The organism is Prevotella sp. TF12-30, assembly GCF_003436715.1.
GTDB classification, from domain to species: Bacteria; Bacteroidota; Bacteroidia; order Bacteroidales; family Bacteroidaceae; genus Prevotella; species Prevotella copri_A.
The window spans coordinates 1-19,842 of record NZ_QSQJ01000010.1; the positions used below are offsets into that span (position 1 = coordinate 1).

Here is a 19,842-nt window from a genome sequence, read left to right on the forward strand (position 1 = left end):
CTTCTTGATTTTCAATCAAAGTCCAATTTAGAGCGAGTTATTTTCTTTAACATAATGCCTCCTGGCAACCAAAGCGTGAGATTCTGTTATCTGATGCAGAAAGGTTGGTAATGCGTAATTACTACTATTATTTAGACCCCCTTTTGTTATAAACATAATATATATACCTGATAATCAGTTATATTGAGCTTTTCTGCAGACTTTGTATTTTAGACCCTATTTAGTTCTATTATTGAAAAATATTTTGTATTTTTGCGCCCAGAATGTAATTATACTAAAATATGAGAAGAAGTATTTCATTTACGATATTGTTTTTTATGATGCTTTCTGTGTTGGTATCATGTTATCAAAGTCATAAGAGAGAGTTGGACTTAGCTTATACGTTGGCAGAGTCTAAGCCAGATAGTGCCTTGGTCTTTTTGAACCGTATCAATCAAGGTAAACTCTCTGATGAAGATATGGCGAAGTATGCCCTCATTTATTATATGGCACAGGATAAGTCGGGCTTGGATGTAGATAACGATTCCTTGATTCGCATAGCGTATGATTGGTATGGAGAACATCAGGACGATTCTCTTTATGCTTCATCCTTGTATTATATGGGAAAATACTTTTTGCTGAATGATAGTATGGAGCAGGCAAAGAGTTGCCTGGAAAAGTCGTATTCCATATCTGACAGCCTCCATAATATGAATTTAAAATGCTTGGCATTGGATAAGCTGATTGAAGTAGAAGAACAGCTGGCACCTTACAAAGCTTTGAACTATGCTAAAGCTTTGGTGAAGATGTATGAGTCGATGCCAAATGTAACTATATATAATAAGGTGGTAGCCCGTTTGAAGTTAGGAGAAAACTTCTTTTATGTTGATAGTTTGCGACGAGCTTTGGAAGTAGAGAAAAAAGCATATAGGTTGGCGATATATGCAAACGATAATGAATTGCTGTCAAGTGTAAAACAAAATTTGGCTAGTACGTTTGAGAAAATGAGAGAAAAGGATAGTTGTCTGCTTTATGCTCGGCAAGCTTATGACTTGAATGGTAATGATAGATTTTCTTGTCAGTTAATGTTGGCTTCTGCTTATATTACTGTAGATTCCATAAAGCAAGCTTTTGCAATATTGGATCAAGCAACTCCTAAAACTGCTGAAGATCATTATTCGGTATTTTATATGCAAAGTCAAGCAGCTGTAAAAGCCCAGGATTATAAGACGGCTAAAACTTTCAGTGATTCTGCATGTTCTTGTTTGCAAGAAATGTACCGGACAGCATCCAAAGCTAAGATTTCCTATTATTCTTCTTTTTTAAAGAAAGAAAATGAAAGGGCAAAAATGCAAGGAAAGGCAGAAGTGCAGCGATGGGTATTTGGATTGATCGTATTTTTAGGCTTGATAATTATTTTGTTTGTCTTGTATGCTTATTGGTCGTATCGAAAACTGTCATTAGCTCGCATAGCTCATGAACAGGAAATATTCACCCAAAAGCAGCAAATGATGGAGAAATTACACCAAGAAGAACTCTCGCATAGGGATGTGCAATTGTCTGTAATGCGTACCTATTTACTAAAGAAGATAGAGGTTGTGGAAAAATTAAATTCGAGTGTTCCGAATGAGAGTAAGCATATTGTGCTTTCCGATAATGATTGGACAGAGTTAGAAGTCTTCTTAGATAGTGTAGAGGATTTGTTCGTGTCTAGACTAAAACAGAAGCATCCAAATTTGTCTAAAGCAGATTTACGATTAATGATGCTGTTGCGTTTAAAGTTATCGCAAAAGACTTTAGCATCTATCTATTGTGTGAGCGAGAAAGCTATCAAGCAAAAGTTGTTTTTGTATAAGGATAAGGTAGGCATTAAAAATGAGCATTTTTCGCTTCGTAACTACATCGAAAACTTCTAGAAATAGGGGCTATATAGTGCTTTTTACTTTTATTCAGGTGTCCTTCTGTATCTTATACTGAAAAAGTTTTAGATATAACATTTTGTGAAATTTTTAATGATAAAAATAAGTATGAAAATTAATAAAATTCTAGTTGCTCTCTGTTTCTTTGTGATAATTGTAAGTCAAATTGCTAGTGCTAGAAATATAATAGCAAGGGATATGGGAGCTAACAAAGGTGATGTTCCTGCAAACATTGCTATCCTTGATTCTGATAGTAACGTTGTTGCCAAAAACATGACTGGTATCTCGGATTCTACAGCAATCTCTCTATCTGATGTAGAGGTGATAGGGCATCGCAAAAACATAAAGTTGTCTGGTCATAATTTACTCGTAGACGTAGAGCATGATTCTATTCTTAACCATCAGAATGATATATATGAACTGATTGGTAAGGTTCCTGGTGTCTTACATTTAGGGAATTCGTTCAATGTGTTGGGTAAGGGAGCACCGGTCTATTATTTAAACGGGCGTAAGGTGAGAGATCAAAGTCTTATCGATAACTTACCAGTTGATCAAATCAAATCTTTAAAAATCGTTGCCATGCCAGGGGCGGATTATGACACGTCGGGTTCACCTGTGATTGATATAAAAACTAAGATTTTAGGAGATGGTGTGGCTTTTAATGCCATCGGAAATATCACTCAGGCAAAGCATTTGGCTTATAAAACAGGTTTCTCTTCAACATACAATTCTGGAAAATTTGATTTGTATGGTAAGTATTACTATAGGAGAAATAATGCTTCCGAAAGTTCTGATTATGATAAACAGGTATTAGCTGATACCATTTGGAATAAAATGCAACATATTGAAAGCTTGACGCATTCCGGTAGTCATACTTATTCTGCTGGTATGACTTATCATCTGTCTGATAAATCAGAACTAGGGATGCTTTATAGTGGAATGTATACGGATGGAAAGGTTGAGACTCGGGATACATTTTGTGTCGTACCAAATGCAGGACCTGCATATTATCTCTTTGATAAGAATAAATCCAAAAACAACCTCCTTACGCATCATGTCAATATATATTACGATGCAAGTTTAAATCATGCCTGGCACGTGAGTGTAGTGATGGATTATATTTCTAAAGCATCGAACACTAATTCTGCTTTAATGGAAAATCATATAGGTACGAGTTCTGAGGTTTCATATATGGGACATTCTAAATGGAATGTCCTGGCTTCTAATTTCCATGCTACCCATGATTTTGGAAAATGGGGCACTTTGGGTATGGGATATGATTTCAGCTATAGTGAGGGAATAGACAAGATAGATTATGAACGGTTGAAGTTCGATGGTCGCTTTGAGAATAAGGAAGTTAAAAATGCTGTATTTATCAACTACGAATTACCCTTGGGGGACTTTTCTTTAAGTACAGGAATACGTTATCAAAATCTATATTCCCGTCGGAAAAATGAAAAGGCATCTGTGATAGAAACGCATAGTGATAATACATTCTTGCCATCGGTAACCCTAAGCTATAGTCATGGATTGTTGGTGCAGAATCTTAGCTATTCGATAGGAACAGAGCGGGCTAATTATGCAGATATGAATGATAATGTGACGTATGTGAACCGTTATGAGCAATCTAAGGGTAATAGCCAGTTGAAGACCGCCATCACTCATAGCTTGTCTTATCTGTTGATGTATAAGTCTTTGTTTCTTACATTAAATTATGATTATATATATCGTCCATTATTGCCGGTGATTTATTCTTTGGAAGGTAACTCGGCAGTAACGGTTTCGTCACAAGATAATTTGTCGCATCGTCAAGCTTTGGCGGCGATGTTGAATTGGCGTAATACCTATAAATGCTATACTGCATCGTTGACGGGATTCTTTCAGAAGTCAATTATGCATTATCCGGGTATTGATGGAACAACATTTCATGATGGACATCCGTCGACAATTCTTAATTTTGATAATGATTTCAAGCTTCCTAAGCATTTTCTGCTCTCTCTGTCTTGGCAACAAGTCTGGGGTGGATACATGGAGTCGATAAATGTAAAATCATCATCTTCTGTCAATTTGAGTATCAAAAAATCTTTCTTGAACGATAGGTTGCGGTTATCATTAGATGGGTATGATATTTTTAATGGAGATAGAAATCGTGCTTGTAGGCAGATTTATAATGTTAGATCTAGTTTTAATACAAAGTATGAAACTCGAAAAGTAGGATTGACGTTAACATATCGTTTCCATAAGATAAAAGAAAGAGAGAATCAAACATCAGCAGAGGTAGAAATGAAGAGACTTGGTATTCCGGAAGAATAGACTTTTCTTTGGTTTTCTAATAAAACTAAAAGGCGTTTGATATGGAATAAAAAGAATCAGATAATATAGAGTTGAAACTTCTTGATATCCAATCAAAGTCCAATTCTATTTCATATCTTTCACTTCGGATGATGTAGCCTTTCTTGCTTGTAGTCTAAATCATAAGTCGCTATGAAATCTTCTATGGCGAGTTGGACTACATCCTCGTATTTACCAGCTACCAAGTTGTTCCAAACTGCGAATGAAAGCTATTGAGCCAAGTTTAAGCGGATTTTCCATAATCGAATTTTTTCGTAACGAAACTTTTCGCAAAGATACGAAAAAATAAAGATGCTCAGATGATAAAACCCTTAAATTATTATTGTTTAATAGTTTTCGGATAGAAAGTCAAGGTTTTACCTATTTATATAAGTTTTAAAGGAAAGCTTCCTGTAGATTGCTCTTTGCCGCTCAATCTGTGTAGAGCTTTGTATATTTCGGAATATGGCTTATACTTTTGCGAATCATCCTTTATACAAAATGACTCAATGTTTGCAGAATTTGGAACATTTTTCTGCTGTTTCGTTGAAAAGTATTTCCTTTGCAGTCATAAATAGATAAAATTAAAAGAATTATGGCAGAAAATAGACAAGAATTGAACCGCAACTTGGCTCAGATGCTCAAGGGTGGTGTGATCATGGACGTAACAACTCCTGAACAGGCAAGAATCGCAGAGGCAGCAGGTGCATGCGCAGTAATGGCTTTGGAACGTATTCCAGCTGACATCCGTGCAGCAGGTGGTGTTTCACGTATGAGCGACCCTAAGATGATCAAGGGTATTCAGGAGGCTGTTTCTATCCCTGTAATGGCTAAGTGCCGCATCGGTCACTTCGCTGAGGCTCAGATTCTTCAGGCTATCGAAATCGACTATATCGACGAGAGCGAGGTGCTCTCTCCAGCAGATAACGTTTATCACATTGACAAGACTCAGTTTGACGTACCATTCGTTTGTGGTGCCAAGAATCTGGGCGAGGCGCTCCGTCGTATCGCTGAGGGTGCTACGATGATCCGTACCAAGGGTGAGCCAGGAACAGGTGATGTGGTTCAGGCTGTTACCCACATGCGTATGATGCAGAGCGAAATCCGCCGCCTGGTTTCTATGAGCGAGGATGAGCTTTATGAGGCTGCCAAGCAGTTGCAGGCTCCTTACGATCTGGTGAAGTATGTTCACGAGAACGGCAAGTTGCCAGTGGTTAACTTCGCTGCCGGTGGCGTGGCTACTCCAGCTGATGCTGCCTTGATGATGCAGCTCGGTGCTGAGGGGGTATTCGTAGGTTCTGGTATCTTCAAGAGCGGTAACCCTGCTAAGCGTGCACAGGCTATCGTGAAGGCGGTAACCAACTACAACGACCCTAAGATGTTGGCTGAGTTGAGCGAGGACCTCGGTGAGGCAATGGTAGGTATCAACGAGCAGGAGATTGCCTTGTTGATGGCAGAAAGAGGTAAGTAATAATAAATAAGATAACGGATAAAGGCCCCTCCTGAACAAGAAGGGGCTTTTATATTAGATAAGTATGTTATGAGAATAGCTGTTTTAGCTTTACAAGGCGCTTTTGCTGAGCACAGACAGAAGTTGGCTCAGTTGGGCGTGGATAGTTTTGAGGTTCGCCAGTTGAAGGATTGGGACCAGCCGAAGGATGGCTTGATTATTCCGGGTGGTGAGAGTACCACTCAGGCGAAACTCTTGAATGAACTGGGATTGATGGAGCCTGTGAAGGAGGCGATTGCTGCCGGTTTGCCAGTTTATGGTACTTGTGCCGGCTTGATTCTTCTTGCCAAGAAGATTGAGGGTGAGCCTAGTCAGCGCATTGCTTCGATGGACATCACGGCTTTGAGAAATGCCTACGGTCGCCAGTTGGGCAGTTTCTACATCGAGGCTCCTATGAAGGGCATCGAGGGAAATATCCCTATGACTTTCATCCGTGCCCCTTATATTAAAGAGGTGTGGGGAGATGCTGAGGTCTTGGCGGAGGTAGATGGTAAGATTGTGGCTGCCCGCCAGGGTAAGCAGCTGGTTACTGCCTTTCATCCCGAATTGAACGAAAGCCTGGAGATTCATAAGTATTTCCTGGAAATGTGCAAGAAGTAAAATTCAGGATTCTATTTGCAGAATCCATATCATAAAGCAAAAAGCCTTACGGAATCCCGCAAGGCTTTTTGCTTTTATAGTTTTACTCATTCTGAAAGTTCTTCTTACAACAGCTCAGGAAGCTGGAAGAGCTTCACGCTGTTGCTGCCCTTGATGAGGATGTAATGGTCGTGAGGCTGGTTCGCCTTGAGCGCTTCCTTCACTTCCTCTACATTCTGGAACTTGCGGTAGCTGCATGGAATATCCTTGAACTCATCGCCCACCAACCATACATTCTCCAGACCGGCTGCCTGCAACAGATCTACTACCTTCTGGTGCTCCTCGTGGCTCACTTCGCCGAGCTCGCCCATCTGTCCGAGAATCGCCATCTTGTGAGGTACATCCATTACGCGGAAGTTCTCGATGGCGGCTGCCATGCTCGATGGGTTGGCATTGTAGGCATCTACCACCAGCTTGTTGTGCGCCGTCTCTTCCAACTGCGAACGGTTGTTGCTTGGGATGTAATTCTCCAGGGCGTGATCTATCTGCTGAGGCTTCACGTCGAAATGAAGACCAATGGTGATGGCGGCAAGCATATTGTCGATATTGTAGGAGCCGATGAGGTGGGTCTGAACCTCGTGCCAGTCGAAACTCTCTGTGCGCCAGCGGAACTTCAGGAATGGGGCGCAGGAGATGACTTCTCCCCATACATCGCAGTTCTCATCCTTGCCGTAGGTGATGAGGCGGTTGATGTTGCGCTGCTCAGCCATCTGCATCAGATGCTCGTTATCTGCATTGATGAAGACGAGGGCATCGTTGGCTGCGAGGTAATCATAGAGTTCTCCCTTGGTCTTCTTCACGCCTTCGAAGCTTCCGAATCCCTGCAGGTGGGCACGGCCCACATTGGTAATCATACCGCAGGTAGGCTCCACGTATTCCACGAGTTTCCGGATGTCGCCTGGATGGGAAGCGCCCATCTCTACAACGGCAATCTCATTCTCTGGTGAGAGACGGAAGAGCGTCTTTGGTACGCCTACATCATTATTGAAGTTACCCTGGGTGAACATCACGTTGAACTTCTCGCCGAGAACGGCAGAGACGAGTTCCTTGGTGGTGGTCTTGCCATTGGTTCCGGTGATTCCCACTACGGGAATCTCGAAGTGGCGGCGATGCTCACGGGCGAGTTCCTTGAAGGTGGTGAGGCAATCCTCTACGAGGATGTAGCGCTCGTCGCCCTCCTTGGCATACTCTTTTTCATCAACAATCACATAGGCACAGCCTTTCTCCAAAGCCATGTCGGCAAACTTGTTGCCATCAAACGATGCGCCCTTCAAAGCCAGGAAGATGCTGCCCTCTGGGCAGTCGCGGCTGTCAGTGGTAATCACTGGGTGCGCTTGGTAAATCTGATAGAGTTCTGAAATATCCATAGTCTATAACTGTTGTTTTGAGTGCAAAAGTACATTAAATCGTGGACATGGCAAACATTTTTTCAAAAAAATGTGGTTTTCTCGATTATTCTTTCTATTTTTGCAGAAATATTCGATGAATCTTTAGAAAGTGAGGGCGGAATGGGCGCAAACATAGAAAGAGATAAATTAAAAACGAGGAAAGACAAGCTAGCTGGTTATTTCTTCGATATCTCCAAACTAAGTTTTGGAGCGATGGTTTTGGGTGGGCTTACGCCAATGATAACAGGAGAATTCGATTATATGAATCTTCTGTATGTTTTATTTGGTGTGTGCATGACAATTTTGTTTGCAATAGTAGGTAATCGAATTTTAAAATATTAAGAAAATGGAAACAATGATTTTGATATTTGGAATAGGCACTTTAATAGGTGGTGGTATTTTGCTTTGGACATATACTGAATCAGGGAAGAAATGGCTAAAAAGTTTATAGTATGAGTTATTTAGCATTATTTTTTCTGATTTGCTGTATTGTTGGTGGAAGTTTTTTAGCTTGGTTATATACAAAACCAGGCGAGAAATGGTTGAAAGATTTATAATCCAATGGAATATACAATCAATATCAAGGGGCACTTGATGGATTTGAGTACCCCTCAGGTGATGGGCATCCTGAACGTTACGCCCGACAGCTTCTACTCTGGCAGTAGAAAGCAGACAGAAATGGAGATAGCTCAGAGAGCTAATCAGATTATAGAAGAAGGTGGAAGCATCATCGATGTGGGTGCTTTCTCCACCCGTCCCGGTGCCGATGAAGTATCGGAAGAGGAGGAGGGAAGACGCCTGAAGTTCGCTCTCGACATCGTTCGCAGGGAGCAACCGGATGCTGCCGTCTCCGTAGATACCTATCGCCCAACTTTGGCACGCAAGTGTATCGAGGAGTGGGGAGCTGATATCATCAACGATGTATCAGAAGGTGGAATCACTGGTATCGCCAATGTACCGCTGGAGCAGAGACAGGAGGAATATCCTGAAATGTTCCGTGTGGTGGGCGAACTGAAGGTACCTTATATATTAATGTCGGTGCAGCCTACGCTCGCCAAGATGATGAAGGGCTTTGCCAGGGAGGTGCAGCAGTTGCGCGACCTGGGTGCTAAGGATATCATCCTCGACCCGGGCTTCGGTTTCGGCAAGAATCTCATCCAGAATTATCAGATTTATGATGAGATGGAGAAGTTGAACGTACTGGAACTTCCGGTGCTCGTGGGTATCTCCCGCAAGAGTATGATTTACAGGCTGTTGGGTGGAGATGCCACTACATCGCTCAATGGAACCACAGTGCTTGATACCATTGCCCTGATGAAGGGAGCCAGCATCCTTCGTGTTCACGATGTGAAGGAAGCGGCTGAGGTTGTGAAAATCGTAGAAGCCATGAAGGAGGGCAGAGTATGATAGAGTTTGGAATCAAAGATGCGTTAGACGTACTCCTGGTAGCCTCGCTGCTATTCTACGTCTATCGACTGATGAAGGAATCCCGCTCACTGAACATCTTCGTGGGCATCATGCTTTTTGTACTGATCTGGCTTTTCGTAAGCCAGGTACTCGAAATGCGTCTGCTGGGTTCTATCCTGGATAAATTGGTGAGTGTGGGAGTCATCGCCCTTATCGTCATCTTCCAGGAAGACATCCGCCGATTCCTTTATGAGATTGGTTCGCAGAAAAGTATGCGCCGGCTGGTGCGCTTCTTCCACTCCAGCAAGGAAAGTCAGAAGGAGGCAAACAAGGAGACGATCATGCCTATCGTGCTTGCCTGCATGAGCATGGCTAAGAAATATGTGGGTGCCCTCATCGTGATAGAGCGAGGTGTGCCTTTGAAGGATATCATGGATACTGGCGAGGAGATAGATGCCAAAATCAACCAGCGCTTGATAGAGAACATCTTCTTCAAGAATTCGCCTCTTCACGATGGAGCCATGGTGGTAAGTAACAAGCGAATCATGGCTGCAGGCTGTATCCTCCCCGTGAGTCACAACCTGGATATTCCCAAGGAACTGGGACTCCGCCACCGTGCTGCCCTTGGTATCTCGCAGAGCAGTGATGCCATCGCCGTTATCGTTTCTGAAGAGACGGGACGAATCAGCGTAGCCATCAAAGGCGAATTCAAGCTCCGACTCTCTGCCGAGGAACTGGAAAGCATCCTCACTCAGGAAATGTTATAAGAGCGAAGAGTGAAGAAGGAAAGCACATGAATTCTTCACTCTTCACTCTTAATTCTTTACTTTTCCTACTACGTAAACCTTTACGATAATGATTATCTCCCGTTTTAGCTTTTTTTACACATTTTAGTGAGTGTTATTTCAAAATAAATATGTACTTTTGCAAAGTCGATATGGCAAAACGGCAAAAAACAAGCCGTAGCTCTTTATTAGATTGACAAATCTACTATCGAAGATAACAAAATTATATAAATAAAGAAATAAAATGGATTTATTACAGCAAATCGTAGCTCGCGCTAAAGCTGACAAGCAGCGCATCGTGCTCCCTGAAGCAGAAGAGGAGCGTACATTGAAAGCAGCCGATAAAGTTCTGGCTGATGATCTCGCAGACATCATCCTCATCGGTAACCCTGCCAACATTAAGAATCTCGCTGCACAGTGGGGTCTTAACAACATCGACAAGGCTACTATCGTTGATCCACAAAACAACCCTAAGACTGAGGAGTATGCTGAGAAGCTCGCTGAACTTCGCAAGAAGAAGGGCATGACCATAGAGCAGGCTCGTGAACTCGTAACTAAGAATAACCTCTACCTCGGTTGCATGATTATCAAGACAGAGGGTGCTGATGGTCAGATTTCTGGTGCATTGAGCACAACTGGCGATACTCTTCGTCCAGCTCTCCAGATTATCAAGTGTACTCCAGGTATCACTTGCGTAAGTGGTGCTATGTTGCTCATCTCAGACCAGAAGCAGTATGGTCAGGATGGCGTAGTGGTAATGGGTGACGTTGCTGTAACTCCAAACCCTACAGCAGACCAGCTTGCTCAGATTGCTTATACAACAGCTCATACTGCTCAGTCAGTAGCTGGTATTGCTGATCCTCAGATTGCCATGCTGAGCTTCTCAACAATGGGTAGTGCCAAGGATGCTATCAACAAGGAGACAGGCAAGAGCGTTTATATCATCGATAAGGTAAAGGATGCTGTGGCTATCGCTAAGGAGAAGTTCCCAGAGCTGCATCTCGACGGTGAGCTTCAGGCTGATGCTGCCCTCGTTCCTGAGGTAGCTGCCAAGAAGGCTCCAAAGTCTGAGGTCGCAGGTAAGGCTAACGTATTGGTAGTTCCAAACCTCGAGGTAGGTAACATCGGCTACAAGCTCGTTCAGCGCCTGGGTGGTGCCATCGCTATCGGTCCTATCCTCCAGGGTATCGCTCGTCCTGTTAACGACCTTTCTCGTGGTTGCTCTGTAGATGACATCTACTATATGGTAGCTATCACAGCTTGCCAGGCACAGGATGCAAAGAAGGCTTAATCAACTAACTTTATTTATAACATTACAAACTAAACATTATGAAAGTATTGGTTCTGAACTGTGGTAGTTCATCTATCAAGTATAAGTTATATAATATGGACGATGAGTCTGTATTGGCACAGGGTGGTGTAGAGCGTATCGGTCTTGATAACGCTTTCATCAAGGTTAAATTGCCTAATGGCGAGAAGAAGCAGATCATGCACGACATGCCTGACCACAAGGAAGGTGTGAACTTCGTGTTCAAGTGCCTGCTCGACCCAGAAATCGGCGCCATCAAGGACTTGAAGGAAATCGACGCTGTAGGACACCGCGTAGTGCAGGGTGGTGACAAGTTCAAGGAGAGTGTCATCGTTGACCAGAGCGTAGAGGATGGTATCGAGGAACTTTGCGACCTCGCTCCTGTTCACAACGCAGGTCACCTGAAGGGTATCCGTGCCGTAGATTCATTGATGCCTGGCACTCCTCAGGTTTGCGTATTCGACAACGCATTCCACAGCACAATGCCAGACTATGCTTATCTCTATGCCATTCCTTACGAGTTGTACGAGAAGTATCACGTACGCCGTTATGGTTTCCACGGAACATCTCACCGCTATGTTTCTAAGCGTGTCTGCGAGATTCTCGGTCTCGACCAGAACAACTCAAAGGTAATCACTTGCCACATCGGTAACGGTGGCTCTGTAGCTGCTGTATTGAATGGTAAGGTATTGGATACTTCAATGGGCTTGACTCCATTGGCTGGTTTGATGATGGGTTCACGTTGTGGTGACATCGATGCTTCTGCCGTTACCTACTTGATGGAGAAGTTGAACATGAAGCCACAGGAGATGGCTGACTTCCTGAACAAGAAGAGTGGTGTGCTCGGTATCACTGGTATTTCTTCTGATATGCGCGACATCGAGAACGCTGCCAACGAGGGTAACGAGAAGGCTCAGCTGGCTCTCCGTATGTACGAGTATCGCATCAAGAAGTACATCGGTGCTTACACAGCAGCTATGGGTGGCGTTGACGCTATCGTATTCACAGCTGGTGTTGGTGAGAACCAGACCGACCTCCGCGAGGAAGCTTGCAAGAACCTGGAGTATCTTGGCATCAAGATCAATAAGGAGGTTAACGACAAGGTTCGTGGTGAGGAAGCTATCATCTCTACCGATGACAGCAAGGTGAAGGTAGTAGTAGTTCCTACCGATGAGGAGATTGTTATCGCTCGCGATACAATGGAATTGGTTTCCAAGAAGTAATTCCACACAATACTATATAATATAAGGTGAAGACTAAAGACAGCAATGGATGGTCTTCACCTTATTTATTTCTTATCATTATTACATGATGAGGCTCCTGCCTGATGAGGATAGAAGCATCACTTAAATTTTGAGAATTATGAAAACAAAGATTGTAACTTTCGGAGAAATATTGCTTAGAATCTCTAAGCCTGGTTATCAACGATTATTCCAAGGTCACCGTATGTTCGGCAACTATGGTGGCAGCGAGGCAAATGCAGCCATCTCTCTGGCTCATTTGGGCGATAACGTGGAGTATGTAACCCGATTGCCATACGGCGAGATGGGCGAAGCTGCGCTGATGCATCTCAGGGAGTTTGGTTTGAATGTTTCTCATGTGGTGCGTGGTGGCGATCGCCTCGGTACCTATTACTTCGAGGAAGCTGTGGCGATGCGCAACTCCCGTGTAGTCTATGACCGCAAGAACTCTTCTTTCTATTCCTTGAAGCGTGGTATGGTGAAATGGAATCAGGTACTGGCAGATGCTGCCGTATTCCATTGCTCAGGTATTACCTGCGCCATCAGCCGTGATGCGATGGAATCAACCATGGATGCCATCAAGCTGGCGGTTGCTGATGGGCTGACCATCGCCTGCGATATCAACTATCGCAAGAATCTCTGGGGATACGGTCTGGAACCTCACGATGTGCTCTTCCAGATGATGCAGTATAGCGACATCATCTTCGGTGATCAGAATGAGTGGGAGATAGCCAGTGGAGTGCCTCATATTCCTTTCGAGGCTTTGGATGAAAACTATGTAATAGACTGGGAGGCTTATCTGTCGTATTTCCGCAAGATGCACCGTCTCTTCCCTAAGTGCAAGAAGATGGTGATGGCTGTAAGAAACCAGATAGCCAGCAGCCATCATACCTTGAGTGGTCTGCTCTATGATGCAGTAGAGGATCAGCTCTATACAACGAGAATCTACGACATACAGCCTATCGTTGATCCGATGGGTGTAGGCGATGCCTTCATTGCAGCCTATATCCACGCTCACCAGAAGTGGGGCGATGAGAACCAGTATTGCCTGGATTTCTCTCTCTCGGCCAGTGCCATCAAGAATACGATTCCGGGCGATCAGAATCTGGTATCTGAAGAAGAAATCATCAGCAATATGACTTCTTCGGGAGGAAGAATCCAGCGATAGGAATAAAACAAGATTACAATAGAACTATAAGATTCGTGTGATAAGAATAAAGGGCAGTCCAAATCGGGCTGCCCTTTATTCTTGTAGCTTATTGATTGTTATGGTTGGCTTTCGCCTTCCACATATTCTTCCATAAACATGTGTTCGCCATCGAATACGGCATAGGTGAACTGCCATATCCAGTCGCCCAGGATCATCAGGCGGGTCTTCTTGCTCAGCATCAGGTCCAGCTCTATGTGGCGGTGTCCGAACATGAAGTAATCTATATCCTTGTGACTTTGCATATACTGTTTGGCAAAGCGTACCAGGAATTCCTTCTTTTCGCCCATATAAGGCTCCTCCTTGCCATCGGCACGTTTCAGGCGGCTATGCTTCGCCCAGTTCAGTCCCAACGACAATCCCCAGCGAGGATGTATGGCATTCAGCAGACGTTGGCAGGTGCGGTTGTGGAACATAGCCTTCAGAAACTTGAACTTCTTGTCCGGGTCACCCAGGCCGTCACCATGGGCAAGGAAGAACACCTTGTCGTAAATTTCCACGGTCTGTGGTTTATGGTGAACGATCAGTCCGCACTCTTCTTCCAGGTAGCCGTATGTCCATAAGTCGTGGTTGCCGGTGAAGAAATGTACTTCCACTCCCATATCCGTCAACTCCGAGAGCTTACCCAGGAATCGGGTGTAGCCTTTCGGTACCACATATCTATACTCGTTCCAGAAATCAAACATATCGCCCAGCAGATAGATGGCTGCAGCCTTGTGCTTGATGCTGTCGAGGAAACGTACGAGTCTGCGTTCCTGCATTCTGCCGTGTGGAATTGCCCACGAGCCGAGATGCGCATCAGAGAGGAAATATACATTTTTCATAAGCGATTCTTTTTAAGTGAAGAGTGAAGAATGAAGAGTGAATAATTCAACGGTTTTGTCTATTCGAAACCGAGTTCTACACGAGCTTCCTCGCTCATCATACTCTGATCCCAGGCTGGTTCGAATACGAGGTTTACATTGGCAGACTTGACACCCTCTACGCTATCCACCTTGGTGCGCACATCCTCAAGGATGAAGTCGGCTGCAGGGCAGGATGGGGCAGTAAAGGTCATGTCAAGATCTACGGTAGCATCGTCTTTTACGTCTATCTTGTAAATCATACCCAGATCCCAGATATTCACAGGTATTTCAGGGTCGTAAACGGTCTTGAGTACATCTACGATCTTTTCTTCTATCTTTGTCTTTTCTTCTTGTGTCATAATAATCTTTGTTTTTGCCTACAAAGATACTGCAAAATGGGGACAATACAAAAAGAAAAGACACTTTTTTCTTCGTGCCTGCTTAATAATACCGGAAAAAGTCTATAATTTGCCTTTATCGTGATAGGAATAAAAGGCTCCATCGGTGATGATGACGTGGTCCATGAAGAAGATGCGCATGATTTCGCAGGCTTTCTGAATCTGAAGGGTAAGCTGGTCGTCTGCCTTGCTGGGGAGCGGACTGTTGCTCGGGTGATTGTGACAGAAGGCGATGATGGTGGCGTTGTTGAGTACGGCTTCCTTGATGAGCAGTCGGATATCCACGGCAGTTTCCGTAATGCCTCCGTGCGAGATACAGGAAGCCTTGATGAGTTTGAAATTCTGGTTCATCATCAAAACCCATGCTTCTTCGGTATTGAGATCCTGCATCTTGGGGAGCATATAGTTGTAGATGGCGAGAGATGAACCCAAATCCGGGCGATAGCCTATCTTGTCAAGGGCACGACGCTTCCCCAGCTCACAGGCTGCAAGCACGGTAATTGCTTTCGCGGGGCCCATACCTTTGTAGTGGGTGAGTTCCTTGATTGTCATCTTGCCGAGAGTATTGAGATTGTTGTCGCAGTCTTTCATGATGTGTTTCATCAGATCTACTGCGCTCTCGTCCTGAGAGCCGGAACCTATTAAGATGGCTAGCAGTTCGGCATTGGATAGTGCTGATGCTCCTAGTCGCTCCAGTTTTTCACGAGGTTTGTCTTCCTCTGCCCATTGTGAAATAGAAAGCTTCTCACTCATAGTGATTTATTTATAGAAAGTCTTGTTGTATGCGCTGAATTCGCTCTGTCCGAGCAGGCATCTCTTCCACCAGGCTGAAAGGAATCCGCAGCCGTAACCCATCAGCTGGGTGAAGGCGGCACGTATGCTCAGCACGCCAATCTTCACACTGTGATTCTCCCTGCTGCTGTCGATGAACAGCGCAATGATATAGAGAATGATGCCAAGTAGGCCGATGCAGCCCAATGCTGCCATCGCATTGCCCAGGGTTGGGAATACGTGGACGGTGCCCAGCATATACGGCAGGAATCCGAAGAAGAGCAGAAGGAGCGTACCTATCACGCCCACGGTGAAGACCATCGGCAGGAGATGTACGAGCTTGAGGCTCTCGGGATATTTCTTGTAGAGGTTGATGCGGGCAATGCCGCTGTTATATACCTGTCGCCAGAATTTGCGGAAGTCGGTGCGGCGCTTATGCCATACCCATGCTTCAGGGAACAGACGGCAACGGCAGCCTGCCTTGAAGATACGGATGGAGAAATCGATGTCCTCACCAAAACGCATGTTGGAAAAGCCATTCAACTTGAGATAAACATCCCTGCGGATGCCCATGTTGAATGAACGAGGGTAGAACTTATCCATTTTCTTCTTTCCGCCACGGATACCACCGGTGGTGAAGAAAGAAGTCATGGAATAAGAAATGGCTTTCTGAGTATCTGTAAATGATGAGTGTGCCTTGTCGGGACCGCCGAATGCATCGGCAGGTTCGCGGCTCAACTCATCACTTACAGCTTTCAGATAGCCCTCTGGCAAAACTACGTCGCTGTCGAGTATCAGCAGATACTCGCCTTTGGCACGCTCGGCACCATAGTTGCGACTCTGGCCCGGACCAGAGTTCTCCTTATAGTAATAATGTATATCCATCAGGTTTTCGTATCGCTTGCACACTTCCTTGCAGGGAGTCTGCGAGCCATCCTCTACGATGACAACCTCGAAGTCCTTCTCCGTCTGATGGGTAAGGCTCTCTAACAGTTCGTCCACTTCGTCAGGACGGTTGAATACTGGTACTATGATGGAATATTTCATTCTTCTTACTATTAAGGGTTAAGTTTGCTCGATAAGAGCGTAATCTTCTTGTTGAAAGACGGATTACTCGCTTACACGACCGAGGTAGCTACCGTCACGAGTATCAACCTGGATGGTCTCGCCCTCGTTAACGAACAGAGGAACACGAACCTCAGCACCAGTCTCGAGAGTAGCTGGCTTGGTAGCGTTGGTAGCAGTGTTACCCTTTACACCTGGCTCAGAGTGAGTGATCTTCAGGGTAGTCTTTGCTGGCATTTCAGCCAAGAGGATAGTACCGTCTGTAGTATCAGTAACAACCTCAACTACGTCACCCTCCTTCATGTACTGACCACCGGTAACGTTCTCCTTAGCGATAGGCACCTGCTCGAAAGTCTCCTGGTTCATGAAGATGCAACCAGTAGCGTCCTCGTAGAGGTACTGATAAGGGCGACGCTCAACGCGAACATCCTCCAATTTGAAACCAACCTGGAATGTACGCTCCAGCACGCGGCCGTCAGCAACATTCTTCAACTTAGTGTTCATTACGGTGTTACCTTTACCTGGCTTTCTGTGCTGAAAGTCGATGCAAACCCATACTTTGCCATCCATACGGATGCAAGTTCCAATCTTAATTTCCTGTGAATTAATCATTTCTTGTTTTATCTTGAATGTTATTATTATTCTCGTAATCGGGTGCAAAGTTACGGCAAAATGATGAAAAAACAAAGGGAAAATCGAAAAAAACATAAATATTTAAGCTAAATTTGGTAGTTTTCTTGGTTATTTGAGAAATTATGCGTAATTTTGCAGCCCAAAAAGGGCTTATTTTGCTCTTTTGTGAAGAATATTAATTAAAAAATAAATAAGAAAAATGAAAAGAACATTTCAGCCTCACAATCGTCGTCGCGTGAACAAGCATGGTTTCCGTGAGCGTATGGCAACAAAGAATGGTCGTCGCGTATTGGCTTCTCGCCGTGCTCATGGCCGCAAGAAGTTAACTGTTTCTGACGAGCACCACGGAAAGTAATTTCCGATAGGGAAATTCGTCTATCGACGATGACATTAAAAGCAGCAAGGAGAGATTCTTTGCTGCTTTTTGTGTTTTTATGACTTTTTATATTGTGATGAAACGCAAAAACTTGGCGTTTTATTTTGTATTGTCTTCGATTATTCCTATCTTTGCACCAAAAAAGAAAGAATGACTTCATCTGAGTTTATAAATAAGTTTAAGAGTAAGTATCTCTGGGGCAACCTGGGCGCCATGTTCCTGGTGCTGGTTTTGCTCTGCGTCGGTGTCAAGTTCGGCATCGATATCTACACCCATCATGGTGAGGCCATCCGTGTGCCGGATATCAGATACAAGAATATCAATGATGCCACCCGCATCCTCGATGATGCCGGATTGGAAATAGTGGTTTCGGATACCGGATATGTCCGTTCGCTCCCTGCCGACTGTATCCTGGAGCAGACGCCGGTGTTCGGAGAGGTGGTAAAGTCGGGACATATCATCTATGTCACGATTAACTCCAACCATTCTCCTCGCATCACCATTCCTGATGTCATCGACAACAGTTCTCTGAGAGAGGCGATGGCTAAGTTGACTGCCATGGGATTCAAGCTGGGTTCACCGGAGTACATACCTGGCGAGGAAGACTGGGTTTATGGTATTCTCGTTAAGGGCAGGCATGTGGTGGCTGGTGATAAGGTTTCTATCGATGATGTGCTCATCATCCAGGTAGGTAATGGTCAGCGAGACACTACCGACTCCTTCGATATGGTGGATCCTGTCTATCACGAAAACGATGATGTGATGGAGGGAGAAGGTGATGGTACTGAAAGCACCGAAGATAACTTCGAGGTGGTTCCGGGAACTGAATCTACGGAAACTGCACCTTCTTCACACGAACACCAGCAGAAAGAGGTGGTGGAGTAGGAGAAATGAAAAGTGAAGAGTGAAGAACGATGAGTGAAGAATTCAATAGTAATACGAATGATATTTTTAGATTATATATATGATAAGGTATATGCTCCTGTAGAGGATGACTTCGGTTTTGATGGCGACGACCTCTATGAGCACTGGAAGGTGCAGGTGGATGCCAACCAGGATCCTGTCCGCATAGACAAGTATCTGGCTGATAAGATGGCTTACCAGAGCCGCAACCGCATTCAGCAGGCAGCTGATGCCGGATTTATTCATGTAAACGGTAAACCGGTGAAGAGCAATTACAAGGTGCGCCCGAACGACATCGTTACGCTGATGCTCGACCGCCCTCGTCATGAAACAAGCATCAAGCCGGAAGAAATCGACATCAATGTGGTTTATGAAGACGACCAGTTGATGGTGGTGAACAAAGAGGCAGGAATGGTGGTTCATCCGGGAGCCGGCAACTTTCATGGCACCCTGATTCAGGCTGTGGCCTGGCACCTGCGCGATATGCCGGAGTTTGATGCCAATGACCCGGAAGTGGGTCTGGTCCATCGCATCGACAAGGATACCAGCGGATTGCTCGTAGTAGCCAAGACTCCTACTGCCAAGACGGCATTGGGCAAGCAGTTCTTCAACAAGACTACCCATCGCAGTTACAATGCGCTGGTATGGGGTAATATCGTGGAGGATGAGGGACGCATCGAGGGCAATATCGGTCGTGATCCCAAGAACCGTCTCCGCATGAAGGTCTTCGATCCGGATAGCGGTATTGGCAAGAGTGCAGTTACCCATTATAAGGTTTTGGAGCGCTTCGGCTATACCACCTTGGTACAGTGCATCCTGGAAACGGGCCGTACCCATCAGATCCGTGCCCACATGAAGCAGATTGGTCATCCGCTCTTCATGGATGAGACCTATGGTGGTGCCGAGATCCTGAGAGGTCAGCGCAGCAGTGGTTACAAGGCTTTCATACAGAATTGCTTCAAGCTCTGCCCACGTCAGGCTCTCCATGCCAAGACCCTCGGTTTTGTTCATCCTACAACAAAGGCGCAGATGGACTTTGACAGTGAGTGGCCGGAAGATTTTAGACAATTAATAGAAAAGTGGCGCAGCTTCATCGCAGGCACCACAAAAGATACATTCAAAAATATTTAGAGATT

At 44.7% G+C, this 19,842-nt stretch carries 19 protein-coding genes; 13 read left to right on the plus strand and 6 right to left on the minus strand.

Annotation, left to right across the window (positions count from 1 at the left end):
• The first annotated feature begins 281 nt into the window (after positions 1-281).
• The 4 genes from DXD25_RS05590 (at position 282) to pdxT (ending at position 6,339) form a co-directional block, all read left to right on the plus strand.
• On the plus strand, positions 282-1,895 hold the full coding sequence (locus DXD25_RS05590) for a lipopolysaccharide assembly protein LapB (RefSeq protein ID WP_147327861.1): 1,614 nt from the start codon (positions 282-284) through the stop codon (positions 1,893-1,895).
• Positions 1,896-2,006: 111 nt separating this feature from the next.
• The gene (locus tag DXD25_RS05595; RefSeq protein WP_158556304.1) at positions 2,007-4,211 is read left to right on the plus strand and encodes an outer membrane beta-barrel family protein; all 2,205 of its coding nucleotides are present in this window, start codon (positions 2,007-2,009) and stop codon (positions 4,209-4,211) included.
• 613 nt (positions 4,212-4,824) lie between these two features.
• Positions 4,825-5,700, plus strand: a complete 876-nt coding sequence (gene pdxS / locus DXD25_RS05600) for a pyridoxal 5'-phosphate synthase lyase subunit PdxS (RefSeq protein ID WP_117587530.1) — start codon at positions 4,825-4,827, stop codon at positions 5,698-5,700.
• Positions 5,701-5,769: 69 nt separating this feature from the next.
• Positions 5,770-6,339 (plus strand): pyridoxal 5'-phosphate synthase glutaminase subunit PdxT, encoded by a 570-nt coding sequence (pdxT, locus tag DXD25_RS05605; protein ID WP_117662164.1) that lies wholly within the window; start codon positions 5,770-5,772, stop codon positions 6,337-6,339.
• 104 nt (positions 6,340-6,443) lie between these two features.
• Here the strand turns inward: pdxT and murF are convergent, their stop codons facing one another.
• Positions 6,444-7,745, minus strand: coding sequence for a UDP-N-acetylmuramoyl-tripeptide--D-alanyl-D-alanine ligase (murF, locus tag DXD25_RS05610; protein WP_117662165.1), 1,302 nt, complete (start codon positions 7,743-7,745; stop codon positions 6,444-6,446).
• A gap of 72 nt (positions 7,746-7,817) precedes the next feature.
• Between murF and DXD25_RS05615 the strand changes: the two genes are divergently transcribed.
• The 6 genes from DXD25_RS05615 (at position 7,818) to DXD25_RS05640 (ending at position 13,676) form a co-directional block, all read left to right on the plus strand.
• On the plus strand, positions 7,818-8,108 hold the full coding sequence (locus DXD25_RS05615) for a hypothetical protein (RefSeq protein WP_147381875.1): 291 nt from the start codon (positions 7,818-7,820) through the stop codon (positions 8,106-8,108).
• A 219-nt stretch (positions 8,109-8,327) separates the two neighbouring features.
• Complete coding sequence (folP, locus tag DXD25_RS05620; protein ID WP_117662167.1) at positions 8,328-9,173, plus strand: dihydropteroate synthase; 846 nt, start codon at positions 8,328-8,330, stop codon at positions 9,171-9,173.
• Positions 9,170-9,940, plus strand: coding sequence for a diadenylate cyclase CdaA (gene cdaA / locus DXD25_RS05625; RefSeq protein WP_089544488.1), 771 nt, complete (start codon positions 9,170-9,172; stop codon positions 9,938-9,940). The genes folP and cdaA overlap by 4 nt, the downstream gene beginning before the upstream one ends.
• A 262-nt stretch (positions 9,941-10,202) precedes the next feature.
• On the plus strand, positions 10,203-11,249 hold the full coding sequence (pta, locus tag DXD25_RS05630) for a phosphate acetyltransferase (RefSeq protein WP_089544487.1): 1,047 nt from the start codon (positions 10,203-10,205) through the stop codon (positions 11,247-11,249).
• 38 nt (positions 11,250-11,287) lie between these two features.
• Complete coding sequence (locus DXD25_RS05635) at positions 11,288-12,490, plus strand: acetate kinase (RefSeq protein WP_089544486.1); 1,203 nt, start codon at positions 11,288-11,290, stop codon at positions 12,488-12,490.
• 139 nt (positions 12,491-12,629) lie between these two features.
• Entirely contained in the window at positions 12,630-13,676 is a 1,047-nt protein-coding gene (locus DXD25_RS05640; RefSeq protein WP_117662168.1) for a sugar kinase, read from the plus strand.
• A 98-nt stretch (positions 13,677-13,774) separates the two neighbouring features.
• Here the strand turns inward: DXD25_RS05640 and DXD25_RS05645 are convergent, their stop codons facing one another.
• The 5 genes from DXD25_RS05645 to efp all read right to left on the minus strand — a co-directional run bounded on the left by DXD25_RS05645 (position 13,775) and on the right by efp (position 17,406).
• Positions 13,775-14,539: a UDP-2,3-diacylglucosamine diphosphatase gene (locus DXD25_RS05645; RefSeq protein ID WP_117662169.1), complete on the minus strand. Its 765-nt coding sequence runs from the start codon at positions 14,537-14,539 to the stop codon at positions 13,775-13,777.
• 59 nt (positions 14,540-14,598) lie between these two features.
• A complete protein-coding gene (locus DXD25_RS05650; protein WP_089544483.1) occupies positions 14,599-14,919 on the minus strand; it encodes a metal-sulfur cluster assembly factor in 321 nt (106 codons plus the stop codon).
• Positions 14,920-15,021: 102 nt separating this feature from the next.
• A complete protein-coding gene (radC, locus tag DXD25_RS05655) occupies positions 15,022-15,711 on the minus strand; it encodes a DNA repair protein RadC (RefSeq protein ID WP_117662170.1) in 690 nt (229 codons plus the stop codon).
• Between the two features lie 6 nt (positions 15,712-15,717).
• Positions 15,718-16,776, minus strand: a complete 1,059-nt coding sequence (locus tag DXD25_RS05660) for a glycosyltransferase family 2 protein (protein WP_117662171.1) — start codon at positions 16,774-16,776, stop codon at positions 15,718-15,720.
• 63 nt (positions 16,777-16,839) lie between these two features.
• Entirely contained in the window at positions 16,840-17,406 is a 567-nt protein-coding gene (efp, locus tag DXD25_RS05665; RefSeq protein WP_089544480.1) for an elongation factor P, read from the minus strand.
• A 220-nt stretch (positions 17,407-17,626) separates the two neighbouring features.
• On the opposite strand from efp, the gene rpmH reads away from it, so the two are divergent.
• From rpmH to DXD25_RS05680, 3 genes are all read left to right on the plus strand, one after another.
• A complete protein-coding gene (rpmH, locus tag DXD25_RS05670) occupies positions 17,627-17,782 on the plus strand; it encodes a 50S ribosomal protein L34 (protein ID WP_004351099.1) in 156 nt (51 codons plus the stop codon).
• A 171-nt stretch (positions 17,783-17,953) separates the two neighbouring features.
• The gene (locus DXD25_RS05675) at positions 17,954-18,688 is read left to right on the plus strand and encodes a PASTA domain-containing protein (RefSeq protein WP_117662172.1); all 735 of its coding nucleotides are present in this window, start codon (positions 17,954-17,956) and stop codon (positions 18,686-18,688) included.
• 57 nt (positions 18,689-18,745) lie between these two features.
• Complete coding sequence (locus DXD25_RS05680) at positions 18,746-19,837, plus strand: RluA family pseudouridine synthase (RefSeq protein ID WP_117662173.1); 1,092 nt, start codon at positions 18,746-18,748, stop codon at positions 19,835-19,837.
• The last annotated feature ends 5 nt before the right edge of the window (positions 19,838-19,842 follow it).